17 protein-coding genes are annotated in these 22,049 nt (G+C 44.7%); 9 read left to right on the forward strand and 8 right to left on the reverse strand.

The window, feature by feature from the left end; genetic code table 11:
- Positions 1–209: 209 nt before the first annotated feature.
- The gene (locus AB0763_RS15185; protein WP_306099285.1) at positions 210–1,232 is read right to left on the reverse strand and encodes an OmpA family protein; all 1,023 of its coding nucleotides are present in this window, start codon (positions 1,230–1,232) and stop codon (positions 210–212) included.
- 373 nt (positions 1,233–1,605) lie between these two features.
- Here AB0763_RS15185 and aroG point away from each other — a divergent pair, with 373 nt between their 5' ends.
- The 7 genes from aroG (at position 1,606) to AB0763_RS15220 (ending at position 9,711) form a co-directional block, all read left to right on the forward strand.
- A complete protein-coding gene (gene aroG / locus AB0763_RS15190; RefSeq protein ID WP_306099286.1) occupies positions 1,606–2,661 on the forward strand; it encodes a 3-deoxy-7-phosphoheptulonate synthase AroG in 1,056 nt (351 codons plus the stop codon).
- 151 nt (positions 2,662–2,812) lie between these two features.
- Positions 2,813–3,724: a helix-turn-helix domain-containing protein gene (locus tag AB0763_RS15195; RefSeq protein WP_306099287.1), complete on the forward strand. Its 912-nt coding sequence runs from the start codon at positions 2,813–2,815 to the stop codon at positions 3,722–3,724.
- Positions 3,725–3,823: 99 nt separating this feature from the next.
- Complete coding sequence (locus tag AB0763_RS15200; RefSeq protein WP_306099288.1) at positions 3,824–4,834, forward strand: arginine N-succinyltransferase; 1,011 nt, start codon at positions 3,824–3,826, stop codon at positions 4,832–4,834.
- Between the two features lie 20 nt (positions 4,835–4,854).
- The gene (astA, locus tag AB0763_RS15205; RefSeq protein ID WP_306099289.1) at positions 4,855–5,898 is read left to right on the forward strand and encodes an arginine N-succinyltransferase; all 1,044 of its coding nucleotides are present in this window, start codon (positions 4,855–4,857) and stop codon (positions 5,896–5,898) included.
- On the forward strand, positions 5,885–7,378 hold the full coding sequence (gene astD, locus AB0763_RS15210; protein WP_306099290.1) for a succinylglutamate-semialdehyde dehydrogenase: 1,494 nt from the start codon (positions 5,885–5,887) through the stop codon (positions 7,376–7,378). The genes astA and astD overlap by 14 nt, the downstream gene beginning before the upstream one ends.
- Complete coding sequence (astB, locus tag AB0763_RS15215) at positions 7,375–8,730, forward strand: N-succinylarginine dihydrolase (RefSeq protein ID WP_306099291.1); 1,356 nt, start codon at positions 7,375–7,377, stop codon at positions 8,728–8,730. The genes astD and astB overlap by 4 nt, the downstream gene beginning before the upstream one ends.
- Before the next feature lie 12 nt (positions 8,731–8,742).
- Positions 8,743–9,711 (forward strand): succinylglutamate desuccinylase, encoded by a 969-nt coding sequence (locus AB0763_RS15220; protein WP_306099292.1) that lies wholly within the window; start codon positions 8,743–8,745, stop codon positions 9,709–9,711.
- Positions 9,712–10,700: 989 nt separating this feature from the next.
- On the opposite strand, the gene pncB is transcribed toward AB0763_RS15220, so the two are convergent.
- A complete protein-coding gene (gene pncB, locus AB0763_RS15225) occupies positions 10,701–12,008 on the reverse strand; it encodes a nicotinate phosphoribosyltransferase (protein ID WP_306099293.1) in 1,308 nt (435 codons plus the stop codon).
- A 246-nt stretch (positions 12,009–12,254) separates the two neighbouring features.
- On the opposite strand from pncB, the gene AB0763_RS15230 reads away from it, so the two are divergent.
- Positions 12,255–12,974 carry an NUDIX domain-containing protein gene (locus AB0763_RS15230; protein ID WP_306099294.1) on the forward strand — a complete coding sequence of 240 codons (720 nt, stop codon included), beginning with the start codon at positions 12,255–12,257 and terminating at the stop codon, positions 12,972–12,974.
- A 30-nt stretch (positions 12,975–13,004) separates the two neighbouring features.
- On the opposite strand, the gene AB0763_RS15235 is transcribed toward AB0763_RS15230, so the two are convergent.
- From AB0763_RS15235 to msrP, 4 genes are all read right to left on the reverse strand, one after another.
- Positions 13,005–13,994, reverse strand: coding sequence for an HD domain-containing phosphohydrolase (locus AB0763_RS15235; protein WP_306099295.1), 990 nt, complete (start codon positions 13,992–13,994; stop codon positions 13,005–13,007).
- Positions 13,995–17,336, reverse strand: a complete 3,342-nt coding sequence (locus AB0763_RS15240) for an MHYT domain-containing protein (protein ID WP_368644126.1) — start codon at positions 17,334–17,336, stop codon at positions 13,995–13,997.
- 171 nt (positions 17,337–17,507) lie between these two features.
- Positions 17,508–18,083: a sulfite oxidase heme-binding subunit YedZ gene (locus AB0763_RS15245; RefSeq protein WP_306099296.1), complete on the reverse strand. Its 576-nt coding sequence runs from the start codon at positions 18,081–18,083 to the stop codon at positions 17,508–17,510.
- A gap of 18 nt (positions 18,084–18,101) precedes the next feature.
- The gene (gene msrP / locus AB0763_RS15250; protein WP_306099297.1) at positions 18,102–19,103 is read right to left on the reverse strand and encodes a protein-methionine-sulfoxide reductase catalytic subunit MsrP; all 1,002 of its coding nucleotides are present in this window, start codon (positions 19,101–19,103) and stop codon (positions 18,102–18,104) included.
- Positions 19,104–19,315: 212 nt separating this feature from the next.
- On the opposite strand from msrP, the gene AB0763_RS15255 reads away from it, so the two are divergent.
- Positions 19,316–20,368, forward strand: a complete 1,053-nt coding sequence (locus AB0763_RS15255) for an FAD:protein FMN transferase (protein WP_306099298.1) — start codon at positions 19,316–19,318, stop codon at positions 20,366–20,368.
- A 60-nt stretch (positions 20,369–20,428) separates the two neighbouring features.
- On the opposite strand, the gene AB0763_RS15260 is transcribed toward AB0763_RS15255, so the two are convergent.
- Both AB0763_RS15260 and AB0763_RS15265 read right to left on the reverse strand, forming a co-directional pair.
- The gene (locus AB0763_RS15260) at positions 20,429–21,619 is read right to left on the reverse strand and encodes a type III PLP-dependent enzyme (RefSeq protein ID WP_306099299.1); all 1,191 of its coding nucleotides are present in this window, start codon (positions 21,617–21,619) and stop codon (positions 20,429–20,431) included.
- A 205-nt stretch (positions 21,620–21,824) separates the two neighbouring features.
- Complete coding sequence (locus AB0763_RS15265) at positions 21,825–22,034, reverse strand: hypothetical protein (RefSeq protein WP_306099300.1); 210 nt, start codon at positions 22,032–22,034, stop codon at positions 21,825–21,827.
- Between the last annotated feature and the right edge of the window lie 15 nt (positions 22,035–22,049).

Here is a 22,049-nt window from a genome sequence, read left to right on the forward strand (position 1 = left end):
TGCGAGCGATTATTGAGCACAGGCATGTTATATCTTCTGATTAAATAGCTGGCTACCCTAGCGGGTTAAATAACGCGATTTCATATTTAATCAGGTTGGTATTGCGGCTCCTATCTAATGGTGCAGTTGAAGGCAGAGTGTTCGGTCAATTCAGACGTAAAAAAGGGCGCCGAGGCGCCCTTTGGTTCAATACGTCTTCACAATAGAGATTATTGCTGAGTTTTGTATTCAAACTTAGGAATTTCAACTTCTACACGGCGGTTTTGTTTACGACCTTCAGAAGTGTTATTGCTCGCGATAGGAGAAGACTCACCTTTACCTTGCACGGTCAATTTGTCTGGGTTCACACCACCTGCAGTAAGGAAATCTGCCACGGCTTGAGCGCGTTGCTCAGAGAGACGTTGGTTAAATGACGCTGCGCCAGTTGAGTCAGTGTGACCAGTGATCACGGCTTCTGCATCAGGGAAGCGCACTAAAGTGTGCATTAATGGCGTCAACGCTTGTTTACCCGCGTCAGAAAGAACGGCACTGCCAACTTCAAAGGTGCTTTCGTCGTATTGCTTAGCGTGCTGTTTAGTAATCCATTCTGGGATTGGCTCTGGTTTTGGCTCAGGTTTTGGTTCAACAATAGGTTTCGGCTCAGGTTTTGGCTCGACAGCAACAGGCGCTGGCGCCGCTTCTGCTTGACCAAACTTGTACGTTAGGCCAACCGTAAACACGTTGGTGTCCATGTCGTCAAAAACAGAATCATCAAAACCTTGGTAGCGTTGGTAAGCCAAGCGTGCACCCCAATCTTTTGAAATGTGGTATTCCGCACCGACAGCCGCCGTTGGTACGACATCATTGGCATCGCCAAACTGCATGTAAGCTGCACCGAGTTTGAAGAATACGTCATAGTTATCGGCAATAGGGAAATTAAACTTAGGCATTAAAGAAATAGCAGAGAGGTTGTGCTCGCTGGTTGCCAATGCCCCGTTGTCAAGGTAATTAACATCGTATTTACCTAACCAGTCAGCACCGAGTTCAATGCCAACGTGTTCACTGGCTTGATAACCTAGGTAAAGGCCAGCAGCTCCGCCTTCGTCATCACAACCGTCGCTGACGTAACAAGCGTTGTCTAGGTTAGTGTAGCCTGCTTGACCGCCAACGTAGACTTCTGCGAGTGCGTTTTGCGCGACAAGACCACTGCTCACAAGTCCTGCAATTAGAGACAAGGTGAATTTTTTATTCATTTGAAACCCTTCTACTTAATTTTTGCTTTATTGCTTTATTAGAGTGGCTCGTTGAAAAGCTCACCCTTCCATAATTATCTTTATTATGAACCTGAGATAGATTATTAGTGTTAATGAAACTGTATTTCACTAACAACATGGGTAAGTTTAGATCAAGTTCAAAAAAAAATGTCATTTCTTTGCAATGATTTAGATACGTTCGTGTAAGTAAACTTTTCTTTACGGTGTAATTTAATTTCATTGTTTGGTTTTTGTTTGCCTTTTTTTTAATTTAGTGCTTGCCAATTTTGGTCAGAGGCGATAAGTTAAGCCCCATTGAACGCAAACGCATTTTGAGCGGTTAACTTTTCATTGCAAACTAGGAAGTAATAGTATGTTGCAAACTGATGATGTAAGAATAAAAAAAGTAAGTGAACTTCTACCACCGGTCGCGGTTCTTGAGAAGTTTCCAGCCAGTGAGCAAGCTGCTGCTACAACCTATCAGTCACGTCAAGCGATTCATCAAATTCTCGAAGGCGAAGACGATCGTTTATTAGTGGTGATTGGCCCGTGTTCTATCCACGACACTGAAGCGGCGTTAGAGTACGGTCAGCGTTTAAAAGTGTTGCGTGATGAGTTAAAAGGCCAACTTGAAGTGGTCATGCGTGTTTACTTTGAAAAGCCAAGAACGACGGTGGGTTGGAAAGGTCTAATCAACGATCCGTATCTCAACGATTCTTACGAGATTAACGACGGTGTGCGTATCGGCCGTAAACTGTTACTTGATCTAACTGAAATGGGCATGCCTACGGCCAGTGAATTTCTCGATATGATTACGCCTCAATACTTGGCCGATCTGATCAGTTGGGGCGCGATTGGTGCTCGCACCACCGAATCTCAAGTCCATCGTGAGCTTGCCTCAGGGCTGTCTTGTCCGGTTGGTTTTAAAAACGGCACTGATGGTAATATTCGCATTGCTGCAGACGCGATTCGCTCAGCCAGTGCGCCGCATCGCTTTTTGTCTGTCACCAAATTTGGCCATTCCGCTATTGTAGAGACGGACGGTAATCCCGATTGCCACATAATTTTACGCGGTGGTAAAGAGCCAAACTACAGTGCTGATCATGTCGCACAGGTTAAGACGAACCTAGAAAAGTTAGGATTGCCGCAAAAAGTGATGATTGATTTTAGCCATGCGAATAGCTTAAAACAGTTTGAACGACAAATGTTGGTGGCTGAGGATGTCAGTCAGCAAATTGCCTCTGGTGAGCAAGCCGTGTTTGGGGTGATGATAGAATCGCATTTACAAGAAGGGCGCCAAGACTTAATTGATGGTCGTGCTAAGAACTACGGCCAGTCGATTACCGATGCTTGTATAGGTTGGCAAGATACCGAAAATGTTTTACGTCAATTGGCGCAAGCGGTTGAACAACGCCGCCAACGAGGTTAATACGCAGCCACTATGATTGTGATCCCAAAACCCGGTATAAACCGGGTTTTTTTGTACCTTGTGCTTGTGAATGAAAAGCGCTCTTCGCTAAGATGACTTTTTTGATAAGTGCTGAGGCTTTGTGGTCGCACTTACTGTAAAAGGATGTTATGTGCATGATGCAATTCTCCCTAGGTTGGGGACCCAATGGTCATGGGTGATTTGTGGTGAAGTGTCCGTCTCAACGCTCAATACTCTGTTTGGTTGGTTGGCAACCGTCTCTAACGCTTCCCCTTCGATACGTATCCAACTCATCGCCACTCAAGCCAGTTCATTAAGCACGTGGCAACAGTTCGAGAAACCGTGTTTAACCTTAAATTTTGATCGGCACCTGATTGATTTAGAGCACTGTGATTCCTGTTGGTTGATCGCTGAGCATGAGTGCCGCTTATCATTTCTGGAGTGTCACACATTACGAGACTTGTTGAGCAATAATAGCCAAATGGTATTGCTCGGTGAGGCTCGCCGATGGTGGTTGACATCAGGGTTAGATCAACAGCACCACCTTGCTTTCACACTCGAAGAAAGCGGCGATTGGGGCTCAACCCCTGGCCGAAACCAAGTCATTCAAAAGCCGTTATGGCAAGACCGGCAGGTATTGTCTATTGCCGATCACAGTGCGTTTCAGCGCCTGTTAGGCGGCGAAAATGTGTTAGAAGTGGCTCAAGATGAACACGAGCAACCGACCGACACCAGAGAGTTGCCCGATGATCTTGATCAGGCGATTAGTTTGATGAAACACAATATAGAAGAGCCTTTAACCTGTGAAGACATTGCCCATTCTCTTGCCATTTCACGACGTCAGTTAGAGCGGCGGTTTAAACAGGTTCTCGGTGAGCAACCTTCTAAGTTTTATTTATCGCTGCGCTTAGAGCATGGGCGTTTCTTACTGCGCGAGAGTAATTATTCTATTGTACAAATTGCGTTGATGTGTGGCTTTTCCAGTGGCGCTCACTTTTCTTCTGCCTATCGAGCTTGTTTTCAACGTACGCCAAGCGATGAACGCAAGGCTTTTTATTCATAAAGCCTGTCGCAAATTTGATAGCTAAGGTCGTAAATTTGAAAGTATTGGCAGCGGGGTTGCGATAAGTTATTAGACACGATTAACGACATGGAGCGTCGTATGCTGGTGTTGCGACCCGTCAATCAATCCGACTTGGATTTTGTTTATCAATTAGCTTGTCAAAGCGGTGCGATGGTTTATACGCTACCCAGTGATAAGTCTCTACTACGCGAGAAAATCGACCATTCCATTTGGTCTTTTGCTCAACAAGTGGTTAGCCCTGGTGAAGAGCGTTACTTGTTTGTGCTGGAAAACTCGGCGACCAACGAAAGGGTTGGCGTTGCAGGGATTCACGCCCTTGCTGGTCATAAACAACCTTTTTACTCTTTTCGAAACGAGACCTTATTTCACTCTTCTCCGTCTTTAGGGGTCCACAGTCGTATTCATGCCCTGACGTTGACCCACGATTTAAGTGATCACTCACAACTGGTTTCTTTTTGTTTGGCAAAAGAGGTCGAGCATAGAGTTTCTCCCATTTTACTGACTTTGGGGCGCTTGCTTTTTATGGCCGCGCAGCCCAACCGTTTCTCCGAACATTGGATGGCGGTCATTTGCGGTCTTTGCGATCAGGGTGATTCCCCTTTTTGGCAAGATGTCGGACGACGATTTTTTCAAATGGATTATGAAGCCGTCGAGTTGCTCAACGGGCCTCAAGGAAGCTCATATATTGCTCAACTCATGCCCCATTACCCGATTTATGTACCTTTATTAAGTCAAAAGGCACAAGCTGCCATCGGGCAAGTGAATGACAGTACTCATCTACAACATCAATTGCTTAGCGACCAAGGCTTTCGTTCCAATAAGTATGTTGAAATCTTTGATGCCGGCCCGATCGTCACGGCGCAGGCAAACAGCTTAGCGATTTGGCAATTTTGCTTTAAGGCTCAAATTGAGCTAGGTGACGTTCTCATTGGAGCGAAGAAGTACTTGTTGGGCTTTGAGCATGTTAATGGTTTTTCAACGGCCATGGTGCATGCTGATGTCAGCGGAGATCGCTGCGTCATTGATCGTGAGACCATGGCACAACTTGGGCTTGCTTTAGCGCAAAAAGTCACGTTATTTGCGCTGTAATTTATTGAAAGGGAATTATTATGATGGTCATTCGCCCAGTTCAAGGCTCGGATTGTGACTTATTGATGGCATTAGCGGAATTATCCGGTGTCGGGTTTACCTCGTTGCCCCAGCACCAGGCCAGTTTGAACGAGCGCATTGCGCGTATGATAGCGACTTGGCAAGGAAAGGCAGAGAAGCAAGATGAAGGCTTTTTGTTTGTTCTTGAAGATACCGAGACGAAAAAAGCAGTTGGGGTATCGGGTATTGAAGTGGCGATAGGGCTTTGTGACCCTTGGTATCACTACCGAGTCGGGACACTCGTACACGCGTCGAGAGAGTTGGGCGTTCATACTACTATGCCAACGTTATTTTTGAGTAATGATCACACCGGCAACAGTGAGTTATGTACACTTTTTTTGCACCCCGATTACCGTCATAGCCGCAATGGCCACTTTTTATCGAAGGCTCGTTTGCTGTTTATCGCCACGTTTCAATCTTTATTTACCAGTAAAATCATTGCTGAAATGCGAGGGTATTCCGACCAGCATGGGCAATCGCCATTTTGGGAAAGCCTGGGACGTCACTTTTTTACGTTTGATTTTGCCAAAGCCGATTATTTAACGGGAATTGGCCAAAAAGCCTTTATTGCTGAACTGATGCCCAAACACCCTCTTTACATCGACTTTTTAGGTCAAGAGGCCAAAGACGCCATCGCTAAAGTCCATCCAAATACGGAGCCAGCGCGTAAAATTTTGGAGAGTGAAGGGATGCGTTATGAAGGATATGTCGATATTTTCGATGGCGGGCCAACGTTAGAAGCCTATGTCCGAGATTTGCGTATTGTTAAAGATCACCTCAGCTACCAAGTGGTTATCGAGGAACAAGTGTCTGCTGGTGAAGCAGAAATGTTGGTTGGAAATACGTCTTTTCAGGATTATCGAGCGATCAAGGCTACCCCATTAATCAAAGGGCACCGTCTTTATTTATCGGCAAAACAAGCCAAAGCCTTATCGGTACAGACGGGTGATGAAGTGAAAGCCGTCTCTTTATTTGCACAGGAGAAGACACATGCAGCAGCCTAATGCACTTGTTGGTGAACAATGGCAGTCCACACAAGGTCCGGTGTTGACGAAAAAAAATCCCGCCACGGGAGAGACGATTTGGCAAGGGGTTCACAGCGACTCAGACACTGTCGATAACGCGGTACAGAGCGCAAGAGTAGCGTTTATCTCTTGGTCTCTGTTGCCATTAGAGCAGAGACTGGCGGTAATCAAGGCATTTGCACAGCAACTGGAACAACACAAACAAGCCCTTGCGAAGATCATCAGTCAAGAAACAGGTAAGCCTTTGTGGGAGAGTGGTACCGAAGTACAAGCCATGATAAACAAGGTGGAGATATCCATTGAGGCGTATCATCAGCGCACCGGACAGTGTGTAACGGCAATGGCCGACGGTCAGGCTGTGATACGCCATCGGCCACATGGTGTCATGGCCGTTTTTGGTCCCTATAACTTTCCCGGTCATTTACCCAATGGCCACATTATTCCCGCACTGATTGCCGGTAACTGCATAGTATTTAAACCCAGTGAACTCACGCCTTGGACGGCACAGTTTACTCTAGAGATGTGGCAAAACGCAGGCTTGCCCTGTGGCGTGATTAATCTTGTCCAAGGAGGAGGACAGACTGGTCAAGAGTTGGCCAGTCACCGGCTCGTCGATGGGTTGCTGTTTACTGGCAGTGCCAATACCGGCTATCAATTGCATCAGCAACTGTCGACCCAGCCAGACAAAATACTGGCTTTGGAAATGGGTGGAAACAATGCCTTAGTCATCGACAATTTTTCAGATATTGATGCCGTTGTTCATTTAATTGTTCAATCCAGCTTTATTTCTGCGGGTCAACGTTGTACTTGTGCGCGCCGTTTGTTGATTAAACAAGGAGCTCAAGGGGATGCGTTAGTGGAACGCCTTGTTGAGGTAACCCGAGCGATTCAAGTGGGTCGTTGGAATGAAGAGCCACAACCCTTTATGGGGCCGGTTATTTCCAAGCAGGCGGCAGAGCGCTTAATGGCGGTACAAGAAGGTTTGATTCAACAAGGTGCAAGCGTTTTGTTAGCAATGGAACATCGAGAACCTGAGCTCGCTTTTGTGACCCCGGGTATTTTAGATGTCTCTAAGCTTGATAATGCTGCAGATGAGGAATACTTTGGCCCACTTTTGATGATCAAGCGCTATCAGCAGTTTGACCAAGCGATTGAGGAGGCAAACAACACGCGATTTGGCTTGTCAGCTGGCTTGGTTAGTGAATCTCGCAGTCAATACGAGTACTTTTCTGCGCGGATTCGAGCTGGAATCGTTAATTGGAACAAACCGTTAACTGGCGCGTCGAGTCGTGCCCCATTTGGCGGGGTTGGTGCGTCGGGTAATCATCGCCCGAGCGCCTATTACGCCGCGGATTACTGCGCCTGGCCAATGGCCAGTATCGAATCTCAATACGTTAGCCTACCCAGTCAATTAGCACCTGGCCTAACATTGTTCCCATTACCAGGAGAGTCAGAATGAGTACGGAAGCCAATTTTGATGGATTGGTCGGCCCCACACACCACTATGCGGGGTTATCACACGGTAATATTGCCTCGACGGCCAATGTAAGAGCGGTCTCAAACCCAAAACTGGCGGCGCTACAGGGGCTAAAAAAAATGAAAGCGCTTCACGACATGGGGTATGTGCAAGGAATACTGCCTCCCCAGGAGCGCCCGTGCATTGAGGTCTTAAATCAGCTCGGCTTTTCGGCCAACAATGACGCATCATTATTAGCCAAGGTACATAAATTTCATCCTCAATTACTTTCTGCAGTCAGCTCGGCTTCGTCAATGTGGGTGGCCAATGCGGCGACGGTTTCTCCATCCGCTGATACGCGAGATGGCAAAGTGCACTTTAGTGTAGCGAACCTCAACAATAAATTTCACCGTTCTATTGAAGCGAAAGCAACAGAGGCGGCGTTAAAAGCCACCTTTAATGATTCCAATCATTTTGTTATTCATTCGGCACTGCCACAACAGGCGTTATTTGGCGATGAAGGTGCGGCGAATCACAATCGATTATCGGTCGATGACCGGCAGCCCGGCGTCGAAGTGTTTGTCTATGGGCGCAGTCAAACTCAACCTGGCCCACGTCATTATCCGGCGAGACAAACGCTGGAAGCGTGTCGCTCTATTGCTTATCGGCATGGGCTTTTAGAGGATGACACTCTATTTTTGCAACAAAATCCAGACGTCATCGATCAAGGCGTATTTCACAATGACGTTATTTCGGTCACGAATGGCCCGGTTTGGTTTTATCACCAAGAGGCTTTTGTCGATCAAACCTCGGTTTTTTCTACCATCGAGCAGCGACTGGCAAAACAAGGGAGCAAATTTCAACCAATAGAGGTTCCCACAGAGGCAGTGAGTGTTCAAGATGCGGTTGAAAGTTACTTATTTAACAGTCAGCTACTGAGCAAAGCCAATGGAAGAATGCTGTTATTGGTACCTGCAGAGACGCAAGCAAATCGCAACGTTGCCGCTTACTTACAACATTTGACTGCATCGAGTGATTGTATCGATCAAGTGATGGTGATGGATTTACGTGAAAGCATGCGCAATGGCGGCGGGCCGGCTTGTTTGCGGTTACGGGTTGTGTTGACCGAGCAAGAGCGAATGGCAATGAATCCATCGAGCATCATGAACAATGAGCAATATCAGCGCTTAGTGAACTGGGTTGAAAAGCATTATCGCGATCGATTAAGTGAAGAGGATTTACTCGATCCACAATTGCTTGAGGAAAATCGAGTGGCGCTTGATCAACTGACACAAATACTGAATCTAGGATCTTTGTATCCGTTTCAACAAAATGGAAACAAGTCGAAGTCATAAGAGGAGTCCCCCGTGGATTATGATCTCAAATCGTGGTTACGTTCAGGGCAAGTTGAGCCAAGCATAGGTGAAAATGCACAGTTAGCCTGGCATTGTCATGCAAAGGGCATCATCGAGTTTACACCAAGAACGGCCTCTACCAAGTACTTAGTGCTTTCCGCCGGGATCCACGGTAATGAAACGGCGCCGATAGAGATCTTGTTTTCGTTTATGATGGATTTGCTCAAGGGTAAGTTGGCGCTGCGACAAAATGTGTTAATCGTGTTCGGTAATTTCGATGCCATGATAGCCGGTCAGCGCTTTATAAAGTTTGATATGAACCGCTTATTTTTAGCGCCCACGCAGACAAAATTAGGTGGCGAATACCAGCGCGTTGTGGCAATCAAAGCTCAGGTCGAGAAGTTTATCATGCAAGCGAATGGTAACACGTGTTGGCACCTTGATATGCACACGGCGATTAGAGAGTCATTGAAAGTAAAATTTGGTGTGCTACCCGATCACTGTGATAAATCGTCTGCATTTTACCGCTTGTTTTGCCATTGTGAGTTGAATGCGTTGGTGATCAATTCGGTGCCAAGTGGTACGTTTACATCTTGGACATGCCATCAATTAGGGGCGCTAAGTTGTACTTTAGAGTTGGGTAAAGCGTTGCCATTTGGTGAGAACAAGCTCGAACCATTCCAGTCGATAATCAAAGCCATCCAGCTTTTACTCACCGACGAATTGTCGAAAAGCGATACCTTACGAAACGTTGAACTTTTTACTGTCAAGCAAGTCCTTCACAAACAAAGCGAACAGTTTAGATTCACTGACCTCAAAGACACGGCGCCTAATTTCACGCCAATAGCCATGAATCACAAAGTTGCACAAGACGGCGATTATGAATATTGGAACCAAGATGCTGGCGCATGTATTTTATTCCCTAATCCGAATGTTGCTGTCGGCCTGAGGGCGGGGATGATCATTGTGCCTTGTGACTAAAAAGAGTAAAAGGCATTGTTTATCATGATCTCTCGCGACTGGGAATTGCAACTTGTTTCAAATGTGCATTTTTGCTTTGCAAACCGTTATTTTATTTTGCCAAGCTTGGCAATGACCCATGGGAAGCAAGAGTGCGTTTGTTGCTAAAAGCAAGTTGGTTTTATGTTTGTCACTGCTACTTTGGGTATCAATAAAAAAGCGCCAACCCAGAGAATGGATTGGCGCGTAATGTGTGAACAAAATTGGGTTCACTAACAACGTCAGTTGGCTAGGTGACCCTCGGCTTAATAAGGGTCATTATTTAATAAGCATTAACCGTGCCAGTTTTTTATTTATCCCTATCTTATTGTTTTTAAATTGCTTTTTTTATTTCTGTTGTCTATGTATAGCAACTTGTTTCAATTACTTGTTTTTATTTTGCAATATAAATTTCATTTTGCAATACAGTAAAAAGGGCACTTGCATTACAACAGGGGAGGGGACTGAAAAGTGGCGTGTTTTATTGAGTTTTATCTGGGTCTAGGTATAAAGCATAAAAAAGCGCCAACCCATAAAATGGATTGGCGCGTAACATGTGAACAAAATAGGGTTCACTAACAACGTCAGTTGGCTAGGTGACCCTCGGCTTAATAAGGGTCATTATCTATTAGGCATTAACTATGCCAACTTTTCGCCGACCCTATCTATATGTTTTTTAAGGCAATCTTTATTTTTTGTTTTGGTGTATAGCAACTGATTTCAAAGGTTTGTTTTTATTTTGCAGTGATTTTTTATTTTGCAAAATCCGGTGTGAAAAAGTGGCTGTTTTAGAGGTGAGGTTCCAATACCAATGAGATATCAACGCAGTGGCTGAGCCATATTGGTATAAGTAACCATGGTGAGTGCGGTTTGTTCACGGCTCATTGCAATAAGGCGTCATTCTTAATCGATTACGTTGGCGGCATAGGTGACCCTGGCGAGCAGGGCCACTATTCATTAAAGAACATCCGCTATGCGGCGATGTACAAGCGCCTTTTTTGATATGGCGCTTTTCGTAGTGTTTCGCACAGTTGCTCTAGGTTAAGATCGAGATTAAACGTTTTCTTCACATGGGCGAGGAAAATAGGGTCTTCGCACATTGCCTTTTTGGGCTCATCACTGATTTTAGCCACGGGTCTGTGCTGACACTCAACCAGTTTGACCACGATAGAGAGCGGGTGATAAAGCTCCCCTTCATTATTATAATACTCCCCTAAATCATTGGTTAAAAAGGTACCAATACCGAAGGACACGTTAACGCGTCCCGCAAAGTATTGGCAAATATCGAGTGCTTGATCAAAATTGAGACCGTCGGAAAAGATGAATAATTTTGATTTTGGATCAATTCCCAATTGTTGATAATGCGCGATTAACTTGTCTCCCCAAGTGTATGGGCAGCCCGAGTCATGCCTTACACCATCATAAGCTTTGGCAAGCTGAGGAGAAAAATCGTTAAGGAATGCATCAATCGAAATGGTGTCCGTTGGCGCAATCGCAAGTTGACCATTAAAGGCATTGAGCCATTGTTTCAATGCCTGTTGTTGGGAATCTGCCACGTGACTAAACGCTTGGTGTCCCATAAACCATTCGTGGGCAATGGTGCCTATCGGTGTTAAGTCATATTTTCTGGCGAAATGAATATTACTGGTGCCGACGAGGCACTGAGGTATTTCCTTGGTCAACACTGACAGAATGATATCTTGAGCTTGTGAAGAAAATCGACGTCTCGTGCCCATTTCTGTGAGAGAAAAGTTGTCGATGTTTCTTTTCATTAATTCTGATTTGAGGTGTTGTACTTTGTCATCAATCACGTTTTTGATGTGCTGCGCTGAAACGGAGTGCCAATATTGACGGCTTCTGACTTCAGAAATAATGGCCATGACTAAGGTCTCATACAGAATGGTATCACGCCAAGCGCCGCGAATACTGATGCTGAGTTGCTTGCGATCATGGTGTTCTACAAAGCCCAGTTGTACCTGCTCACTCGGGGTAAAGCGGAAATAGTGCAAGGTATTGAGAAAGCTTGTTTTAAGGTGAGGCGCGTGTTGTTTTAGGTAGTCTATATCGTCAGGTGAAAAGGATAATCCAGCCAGCGATTGAATTTGGCTATGAATGTCTGAAATGAGAGGGCTGAGATCTTCATCGGAGCGAACAATCAGTTCGTATCGCACTTCGACATCGGGGTAAAAGGTGTGAATAGCCTGCATCATATTGATTTTGTAGGCGTCCAAATCTAACAGACTTTGTATGATTGATGGTGAGAATACTGTTGCACACATTCCCCTATCCTCTTTTAGTGATATGACTTAGTAACAAAATGTTGTTAACTTGAAGTGAAGATAATTCAGCTCTTCTTCAAAGTCAAATTTAGCAGGTAATAAAGTCGATATATCAACATGGAAGAGTCATGTGCTTCTGGGTTACTTGTCTTGGTCATTACGTTAAGTTTGGAACAATATTGAACAAACTCATTGAGTGCCGATGTGCTCTGATCTAGAATGACAGAGTAAAAAATAGGGGGAGTGATGATAGTTACCATTGATATGGTTTGTCTTTGTCTGTCAGAGAAAGGCTTAAAAGTGTTGTTATTAAAAAGGAATAATCCCCAGCGGCCAGATTTCAATAAATGGGCTATCCCGGGGGGCTGGGTGTATGACGAAGATATGTCCCATCTTGGGGGGGAGCCGGCCGACAAAGATTTTGAGTCAGCACGTAAAAGGATTTGTCGGCAAAAAGTTCATACTTACCCCAATTTCATTAGCGATCCTTTGGTTGATGGCAACGCGAAACGCGACCCAGAGGGATGGAGTGTCAGTATTTCGCATTATGCCCTGTGTAATGCGTCTAATGTCCAGCAGATTAACGATTCAGGCTTAGAGCAAGATAGAGTCAAATGGGTTGATATTGATGAGTTAATGGCGACAAAGGAGGCCGGGTTAGCGTTCGACCATCAGGCTCAAATTCACCACGCCTGGAAAAAGCTGCGCGCTGCCGTCGAATATACCTCTGTGGTCCTTTTTTTACTGGAAAAGGAATTCTTGGTCTCCGACATCATTACCGCGTACCAAAAATTCGGCGTTGAGGTAAATCGCATGACCATTAAACGGCGCTTAATTGATACTGGTGTGATTGTCAGTGCGAATAAAATGGCCTCATCACCCAAAGGCACTGGAGGCAAACCGGCAAAAGTTTTTCGATTAGCTTGTGATAGGGTCACGTATTTTCAAACTTGCCTTCGTAACTAATTGATTTGATGAGAAATGCGAGACTGGTGCTTAGTCTCGCCACTTTTGGTTTATTTGAGCGACTTTGTCTCTTTGACTGATAAATAAATCGACCAATTCTGGATCAAAGTGCTTGCCTTTTTGATCGTTTAAAAGTGCGAATGCTTTTTCTAAAGGCCAGGCATCCTTGTATGGACGTTTACTGGTTAAGGCGTCGAAAACATCCGCAATGGCGGTAATACGCCCTGCTTGAGGTATATCTGAGCCAACAAGCCCTTCAGGGTATCCGCTGCCGTCAAACTTTTCGTGATGGGTCCGGGCAACGACTTTCGCTAATTGCAGTAATGGCGAACGGGTTTCGCCAATAATGTGCAGCCCCATGATTGGGTGTTGCCTCATGATATCAAACTCCTCATCAGACAAAGGGCCCGGCTTTTGCAATATGGCATCAGGAATACCAATTTTGCCGATGTCATGCATGGGAGCGGCATACAGTAAAGCTTCCGCTTCATCTTCGCTCCATCCTGCTGCTAAAGCCAATAAGTGTGAGTATTCGCTCATGCGTTTGACGTGCAAGCCAGTTTCATTGTCTTTGTATTCAGACGCGCGACCAAGCATGTGAATAATATCGAGTTGAGTGCGCTTTATTTGATCGACGTTTACCAAGGATAGGTGGGTTTTGACGCGAGCTTTGACGATGGCGGGGGAAATCGGCTTCGTAATGTAATCCACGCCACCGACATCAAAGCCCTTGGTTTCATCATCAGGGTCACTGAGCGCGGTGACAAAAATGACCGGAATATGTTCTAAGTCAGATTGTTGTTTTAGTTGCTGACAAGTTTCAAAACCAGTCATGTCTGGCATCATCACATCGAGTAAGATTAAATCGGGTGTTTCTTTTTGTGCAATTTGCAGTGCCTGTTGACCTGATTTGGCAAACATTAATTGGTAGTCTTGTTCAAGAGTGATTTTTAAAATACGCAAGTTGACCGCTTCGTCATCAACAATTAAAAGCTTTTGTTTTAGTGCGTTTTTATCCATTTAACTTGCCTTATGAAATTGTTGCTTTAACGTACGTGCATGTTGCAGAGCTTGTTCAAGCTCAAAGTCCTCAACGGCATTGATCAGCTTTTCTAATTGACTTGAATACTGTTTGGCTAGTAAATTTGTTAGTTGTTCAATCAATTCATCTTCACATTGGTGGTGCTCTAGTTGCCCAATTAAGGTATCGAATAGAGCGATCACGTCGGCACTATTGAGTGACGGGGTATCGGCGTTGTCTGATTCAACGGCGTTGTCATCACTGGGAACTTGTAATGTTAATTGCGCGATGTAATCGGTGGCTTGTTGCCAATCTTGCTGACTGAGAGACAATTGGTTGTGCTTGGCGTGCTTTTCTGATGCAGCAAATTTCTCCATTGCTGCGGGTAAAGCAAGATTACCAGTTAAGCCTTTGAGAGTATGAGCAAGACGTACAACATTGATATTGTCTTTTTGTTCAATGGCTTCATCAAACTCTTGAATATAGTTTGGCCACTGTTGTAGGAAACGTCTAATTTGATGCCAATAACTGTGCTCATCACCCCATAAATTAATGGCTTGATTTAAATTAAACAAGCGGTTGTCGGAGGATTGATCGTCCTCAGTGTCCCCTTCACTGTGCCAATCGAGTTGTAATACGGTCGCCATTTCCTTACATAGCTTCGGGTAATCAATGGGTTTATTGGCAAAACCATTCATACCAGCTTGGGTGGCCTCTAAACGGTCTTGTTGTAACACACTGGCGGTTAGGGCAATGATCGGTGTCGCGGGTAAGTTGTGTTCACGTTCAAAATCACGGCGTAGGCTGGCTGCCGATAAGCCATCAAGTATCGGCATTTGTAAGTCCATCAGAACGACATCACAGTGGTGATCAACCATTTTTTCCAATGCTTGCTCGCCATTTTTGGCGGTGAGGACCTTGTGGTTATCTCGTTTTAGCATGAGGGAGAGCAGTTCAATATTCTGGTCAATATCGTCAACGACCAACACAGTTAATGGCGGTAAATTTTGTAGTGACTGGCTTTTTTGTGCCTCTTGAGGGAGTTCCGTAGGTTCTAGCGGTAAGGTGATGATAAAGGTGCTACCGACATTTAATTCACTATGGCACTCGATGTCTCCGTGCATAAGTTCAATCAATTGTTTACTGATCGTCGTACCCAGTCCCGTTCCGCCAAAGCGTCGACTCATAGAGGCATCTGCCTGTGCAAAAGGCTCAAAAATTTGACGAATTTGTGCTTCATTCATGCCAATACCCGAGTCTTCAATAATGAAGCAGACACCATCATCTGTCGTTTCAACGGTCAGTAAAACGTGACCTTGTTGGGTAAACTTTACCGCATTGCCAATCAAATTCATCAGCACTTGTCGAATTCGCTCTGGTGCGCCGATATAAGCAGGGTGCAACGCAGTTGAAATTTGCGTGTTTAGCTCAATGTTTTTGTTTTTAGCTTGCAGCCACAACGTAGAGATAACCGTGTCGATTTCTTCCGTTAGAGAAAAGGGCCTGACCTCAAGTTCCAGTTTCCCTTTCTCTAATTTCGCACTATCCAGGATGTCGTTGAGCAAATGCAATAAAGAACGAGCCGATTGATTGATTGTTGCAATTTGTTTGGCATTAGCAACAGTTTGTTGTGATTGCATCAAAAGATCACTAAAGCCAATAATGGCATTCATTGGCGTACGGATTTCATGGCTCATATTTGCCAAAAAGGCCGCCCGGGCAGCCGAGGCGTGCTCTGCTTTCTCTTTGGCGATTTTTAGCTCATCAAGCAAAGTAACACGGTCAGTGATGTCCATAATAAAACCATCAATCCAAGCTTCTTGGGTGATTTCATCGTGAACTTTGACCCCGTGTTCATAGACCCAGTGTACACTGCCATCTTTATGAATTAAGCGATATTCAATGGCGAAGGTATTGTTGTTCCATTTTAAATTTTGATAGCGCTCTCGATCATCGGGGTGAATCAAGGTTAAAAAATGCACGGATTTGTTCGATGATAAAAAGTTTTTGGTTGGGTAGCCAGTCAGGCTTTCAATACCCTCACCAATGTAAACCATCGGGCTTTGGTGATAGTCGGCACGTCGATAAGCGGTACCTGGCATGTTACTCAGTACAGAACGAAAGCGACTTTCATTACTTCTCAATGCTTGTTCAATGCCAATTCGGTCTCTGAGGTCGGAAATAAAGCCAACAAAATAGTGCTGGTTATTATCTTCAAAGTGCCCGATGCTAAGCCTTACGGGAATGTGAGTACCATCTTTGTGCCGAGCTTCGACTTCACGGCCTGAGCCAATAATTTTTGCTTGGCCTGTGTTGATGAAATTTTTAACAAAATTGTCGTGATCAGGCTGATACATGGGTGGCAGGATCATTTTGATATTGCGGCCAATAATGTGCTCAGGTCGCCAACCCAATAATTTGTAAACGGCCATATTCGCGTCGACAACCATGGCGTTCTCATCGATCAATATAATGCTATCAACCGCAGTATTCATCATCGCTTGTAATCGGTTGCGTTTGTTTCTTGCTCGCTCAGAAACTTCTTTGTATTGCAGCGCTAGGTTGATGATAAAAACCAATATTATTACTACGATTGTCACAAAAGTTACCGCCGCCGATAAGAACATCGATTGGCCTGTACGGTAAGAGTCATCCATTACATGGTGTGCCATGTCTGCCGTTTGAGGAAAACGAGCAGCGGCCATGCCTAGGTAGTGCATACTCGAGATTGCCGAGCCCATCACAATCGCGGCGATCACTTGCACCGTATTATCGCTCAATACAATTGGCAACAAGCGAGAGATGCTATAACGAATCGACAAGGAGATGGAAGCCAGAACGACGGCGGCAACAATAGACAACAAAAACGTAGTCAAATCGTAGCGCAACATAGCGCCCATTTGCATCGCTTCCATGCCCATATAGTGCATAGTGCCTATGCCAAGGCCGACTAAGATCCCGCCCATGACGACACTGTGAGAAGATAAAATTCGTTGGTGTAAAAGATAAAGGGTTACCCACGAGGCCGCCAAACTAGGTAGCATTGAAATAATAGTCAATACGACGTCGTAGTGAATTGCCATATGTATATCAAAGGCGAGCATGCCAATAAAATGCATTGACCAGATCCCAGATCCTAACGCGAGACTACCGCTGGCCAACACAAGTTGCCGCGCCCAAAATTTGCTTTGAGTTCGGGTAAAGGATGCGGCTTTAAAGGCCATCCATGACGCAAAGATGGCGATTAAAATTGATAGTGTCACAAGCCAATAATTGTAATGACCAACGAGCATTTCACTATTGGGAGGAATAGTGAAGGCTGAAAAAATAGACTCAAGCATGGATAGGGCAAATAAATTATCAATGAGTTAATACTAGTCTATTTTTGCTAAGAGTTTTAGTGTTATATACAAATTCAGCTTATTTGTGTTGATCCTTTACTCAAAAATAATTATTACCAGTGTTTATTGCCGGTTTATGCACAATCTATGTCCACTCTTTGTTGTCACTATTTATCGTTTGGCATTGGTTAATTGAGGTTTCATTTTGAGGTACAAAAGCACTAACCCAGTCAGCCAGTAGTATAACGCCTCATCCCAGATGGTTTTTTGTGACCAAGAAAAATGTAATAAACACAAAACGATAATGACATACACCCCGTTATGAATACGTTTCCAATATTTGTTGAGTCTCTTTTTAGCCCAATCAAAAGATGAGAGGGCTAATAGGGTCAATAACACAAAACTCAAAAAACCGAGTGTGATATAGGGTCGATAGATAATGGCTTGAAAGGTTTCTGCCCATTGATACTGCAAATCAAAGGTGAGATAAGTAAGTAGGTGCATCCCCGCGATGGCAAAAGTATAAAGCCCCAGCATTTTTCGACACATATTTAAACCGGGTTTATTCAACCATTTTGCTATCGGTCCTATCGCAACAGTCAGCAATAACAGTTTTAACGCCGTTAATCCGGTCGTATGCAAAAGATATTGCACAGGGTCTGCCACTTGGCCAGAAATGGCAATTGTCACCGCGTAGGCCACATAACCAAGAATTGAAAGGTTTAGAACAAACTTGAGCAACTTCATTATGAATTCACTTGGAGGTTAAAACTGTAACTTTAAGTCGATATCGCGATATAAAGAGGCCACTTCTTGATAGCCGTTGAATAATTCGGTATCGATTCTTTTGGTTGAAAATAGTCCTCCAGCAGTAATGCGGCGCTCTGTGGCTTGGCTCCAACGTGGGTGGTCGACGTTGGGATTAACATTGGCATAAAAGCCGTACTCTTGAGGGGCGATTTTATTCCAAGTTGTCAATGGTTGGTTATCCGTCAGCCTTATTTTTACAATCGATTTAATGCTTTTAAACCCATATTTCCAAGGCACGACAAGGCGTACTGGTGCGCCATTTTGAGGGGGCAGGGTTTTTCCGTATAAACCGACACTCATTAACGTTAATGGGTGCATGGCTTCATCGAGTCTTAGCGCTTCGACATAAGGGTAATCTAAACCTCCGCCTAAAATACGACTTTTTTGACCAGGCATCTGCTCCGGGTCATAAAGGGTTTCAAATTGAACATAACGGGCACTGGAAAGTGGTTTGGCTTGTTTGATGAGTTCGCCCAACTCAAAACCAATCCAAGGGATTACCATAGACCAAGCCTCCACACAGCGCAGTCGATAAATGCGCTCTTGTAAGGCAAAGCGTTTGAGTAGGTCGTCGTAGTCTAATGTGATGGGTTTTTCTACCAATCCCTCAATGGATAATTGCCAGGGGTTAGTTTTAAAGTTTTGTGCGTTTTCGGCAGGGGCTTCTTTACTGGTGCCAAATTCGTAAAAGTTGTTGTACTGGGTGACTTTTTCAAACGGTGTTAAGGTTTGCTGCTGACTCTTGTCAGCTGAATATGTCAATGACTGTGTCATGGGGGGGGTATTGTCATCATCGCCTTGTTGCCACCAATCAAATGCGCTCGCCTTTTGACTGATTAAAGCTCCGACGCCGGCAAAGCCCATTTGAGCCAGGACTTTTCGCCGGGATAAATACACAGATTCATCCGTAACCTGATGATCTTTAAACGATTGGGATGGTTTAAAACGCTTTTTCATAGCTGGTACTCGCAAAGGCCTCTACTAATGATAAGACCTGGCAAAGAATGAAAAAATTTCACCGAGCAGGAATATCTTTTTCGTTGGTTTAAAATACGCTAGCCGAACAGAGAACAGAGAACAGAGAACAGAGAACAGAGAACAGGGATGTCGTGGTATTCGTGATAGCTCCTTGATACTATAAATAACTTCATTATTTAACCGGTTTACACATGTCGTATTTTACCTCGTTTTCGAGTTTTCCCCGCGTGGTTATTTTTTCATTTCTCACCGTGTTAGTTTCTTGTAGTAAAGTGGCACCGCTGCACAAAACAGAAGGATTTGCTCAAGGTACCAGTTATCATATTAGTTGGTGGTCAGAGTCTGATGTTTCTGCCGAAGTCTTACAGCCGTTACTGGAAGAAAAATTGGCAGCAATAGACAAAGAATTATCGACGTATCGCGAAGACTCTTTCATTTCTCGGTTCAATCGCAATCCGTCTCTTGCTTGGCAAGAGGTCTCTGAGGATTTCATCGAATTACTGCACGTTGCTCATCAAGTGAATGTGCAGAGCTTAGGCTGCTACGATCCTACTATTGGGCCTTTGTTTTCATTATGGGGCTTTGATAAAGATCAATTCGTCGTTCCTAGCCAAGCAGACATTGAGCAGGTTCAAGCGCATCTTGGTTTGGACAAAATAGAGATCGACCCTACCAACAAAAGAATTCGCAAGCTCGATTCGAGTGTTGCCTTAGACTTTTCGTCTATGGGGGAGGGGTATACCATTGGCGAATTGAGCCAAATAATGGCACAGCGACATATTGATAATTACTTGATTGAATTTGGCGGAGATATGCAGATAAAAGGCCAAAAACCCGACGGCAGTCATTGGAAGATTGCCGTTGAGAAGCCCATTCCTCAACAGCAAGGGATTGAGCCATATCAATTGGTCTCCATTTTATCGACAGCGGGGGTGACCTTGGATACGTCGGGGAGTTATCATCACTCCTTTGACAAAGATGGTAAGTCGTATTCCCACATCCTCGATGCCAGGACCGGTGCCCCAGTCGCCCATCATTTGGTTTCAAGCTCGGTATTTGGCCAAGATCCTGTGTTGGGAGATGCTTGGGCAACGGCCATGATGTGTCTAGGGCCGAAGCAAGGACAACTTATTGCTAAAAAACAAGGGCTTGAGGTCTTTTTTATTGAGCAAGACGGCCAGGTTTTGACGCAGCACACTAGTGATGCGTTGCGCCATAGCCCCCGTGTTTCATTGACGCAGTAAGCCATTAAAAAACGAGACATCAATGCGTCTCGTTTTGGTCGTTCTGTCCGTGTTTCGGGGTTAACCTGCCATCGATAAAAGGGCAGGCTGCTCAACCACGATGATGTTGGCGCGGCGGATAAAGTTAAAATCCGTTGCAGTGGCGCTGGTGTAAGCGCCCATCATTTTAGTCACTAAAATATCCCCTTCGTCTAGCTCAGGCAGCATAATATTATCGTGAATTACGTCAATACTGTCACAGGTTGGTCCCGCTAACACACTCGAAAAACGCTGTTCAGACTCTTTAAGAGCTTGAATTGGATATCGAGCCTCATCAAAAACTAACCCGCTAAAAGAGCCATATAAACCATCGTCTAAGTAATACCATGTTTGGTTGTCGCGCTGGGCTTTGCCTATCACAGCGGTTAACGCGGTCATACACGGGGCAACTATAAAGCGGCCAGGCTCAGCAATGACCGTGACATTCTGCGGCAACTTTGCGATGGCCAAGTTTATCGGCTGGCAGAACTCGTCAATGTTCGGCACTTTATCACTGTACGCAACGGGAAAACCACCACCGATATCAAGGGTGGTTAGAGCCGGTAACCCCTGGGCGATAATTTGCTCCATGACCGCAGCACAAACGTCGATTGCGTGGACATACTTCAGTGGATCGCAAGTCTGTGAGCCAACGTGAAATGACAAGCCCTGTACTGTGATTCCCCACTGATAAGCTTGTTTAGCAATATCTATGGCCATTTGTGGCGAGCAACCGAATTTTTTCGATAGATCGGCCGACACATCGGGGTTTTTAAAACTCAAACGAATCAAAATCATCACTTGGTGGCGAAACTCAATCATCTTTTTGAGTTCATTCAAATTGTCAACGACAAACACACGGCAGCCATAGTCTAATGCGCGTTGAATATCGGCTGGCTTTTTGATTGGATGAGTGTGTATGGTACGACTCGGGTCAATCTCTAATTGATGCACCAAATCCACTTCACCATTGGTGGCCAGATCGAAATTTGCCCCTTCTTGTGCCAGCACTTTGACGACTTCAGCATGTGGAAGCGGTTTTAGTGCATAATGTAATGTGACGTTGGGCAATGCACGAGTCAAGGCGCGATACTGCATTCTTACACTGTCTAGATCCAGTATAAGACTCGGCGTACCGTAGTGGTTAGCGGTTTGAGCTAGCCAGTTCTTTTGTGATGAATTAAGCGAATTTTTTGCAAGAAAAGTTTCGCCGATGGGAGTGAAATGTGCCATGTTTTTTATCCGAAAAACATTGCTCTTACAAGGTGAAATTGGCCGTGAAAGAGCAAAATTGAGCGCGATGAACGCTAGCAAAGTTTACCCCTTGGATAGTTGCTCTATCGCCTTGCCACGAATGTGATGTACTCGGATTGGCTATCATCAAGAATCGTCGCGATAGTAGTGGCATCATTTTTTAAATGCAATAAAAATTTACCGATTATTTCGATTTTTTTTCTTCTTGGGAGAAAAAGTGTTGTAACTCTTGCTCTTGGTTGTTAAGAAATTCTTGATTTTGTTGACAATCTTTATCTTGCTGGCACACTTTTACATCTGAGTTTTTAGGTCTTTGGTTTGGTGATTGGCTGTTAGCGAACGCATTGGGGGCGAGAATAAGCAGTGCTAGTGTTAATGGTTTTAAGTTGTTCATGTTCAGTTTAATCCA

The organism is Vibrio sp. HB236076 (genome assembly GCF_040957575.1).
GTDB lineage: Bacteria > Pseudomonadota > Gammaproteobacteria > Enterobacterales > Vibrionaceae > Vibrio.

Excerpts from the sequence above, each read along its gene's own strand:
- AB0763_RS15255 (WP_306099298.1), top strand. The coding sequence starts at position 19,316 with ATGTCGTATTTTACCTCGTTTTCGAGTTTTCCCCGCGTGGTTATTTTT.
- AB0763_RS15230 (WP_306099294.1), top strand. The coding sequence starts at position 12,255 with ATGATAGTTACCATTGATATGGTTTGTCTTTGTCTGTCAGAGAAAGGC.
- astD (WP_306099290.1), top strand. The coding sequence starts at position 5,885 with ATGCAGCAGCCTAATGCACTTGTTGGTGAACAATGGCAGTCCACACAA.
- msrP (WP_306099297.1), bottom strand. The coding sequence starts at position 19,103 with ATGAAAAAGCGTTTTAAACCATCCCAATCGTTTAAAGATCATCAGGTT.
- AB0763_RS15240 (WP_368644126.1), bottom strand. The coding sequence starts at position 17,336 with ATGCTTGAGTCTATTTTTTCAGCCTTCACTATTCCTCCCAATAGTGAA.
- pncB (WP_306099293.1), bottom strand. The coding sequence starts at position 12,008 with ATGTGTGCAACAGTATTCTCACCATCAATCATACAAAGTCTGTTAGAT.
- aroG (WP_306099286.1), top strand. The coding sequence starts at position 1,606 with ATGTTGCAAACTGATGATGTAAGAATAAAAAAAGTAAGTGAACTTCTA.
- astA (WP_306099289.1), top strand. The coding sequence starts at position 4,855 with ATGATGGTCATTCGCCCAGTTCAAGGCTCGGATTGTGACTTATTGATG.
- astB (WP_306099291.1), top strand. The coding sequence starts at position 7,375 with ATGAGTACGGAAGCCAATTTTGATGGATTGGTCGGCCCCACACACCAC.
- AB0763_RS15260 (WP_306099299.1), bottom strand. The coding sequence starts at position 21,619 with ATGGCACATTTCACTCCCATCGGCGAAACTTTTCTTGCAAAAAATTCG.
- AB0763_RS15200 (WP_306099288.1), top strand. The coding sequence starts at position 3,824 with ATGCTGGTGTTGCGACCCGTCAATCAATCCGACTTGGATTTTGTTTAT.
- AB0763_RS15235 (WP_306099295.1), bottom strand. The coding sequence starts at position 13,994 with ATGGATAAAAACGCACTAAAACAAAAGCTTTTAATTGTTGATGACGAA.
- AB0763_RS15185 (WP_306099285.1), bottom strand. The coding sequence starts at position 1,232 with ATGAATAAAAAATTCACCTTGTCTCTAATTGCAGGACTTGTGAGCAGT.
- AB0763_RS15245 (WP_306099296.1), bottom strand. The coding sequence starts at position 18,083 with ATGAAGTTGCTCAAGTTTGTTCTAAACCTTTCAATTCTTGGTTATGTG.
- AB0763_RS15265 (WP_306099300.1), bottom strand. The coding sequence starts at position 22,034 with ATGAACAACTTAAAACCATTAACACTAGCACTGCTTATTCTCGCCCCC.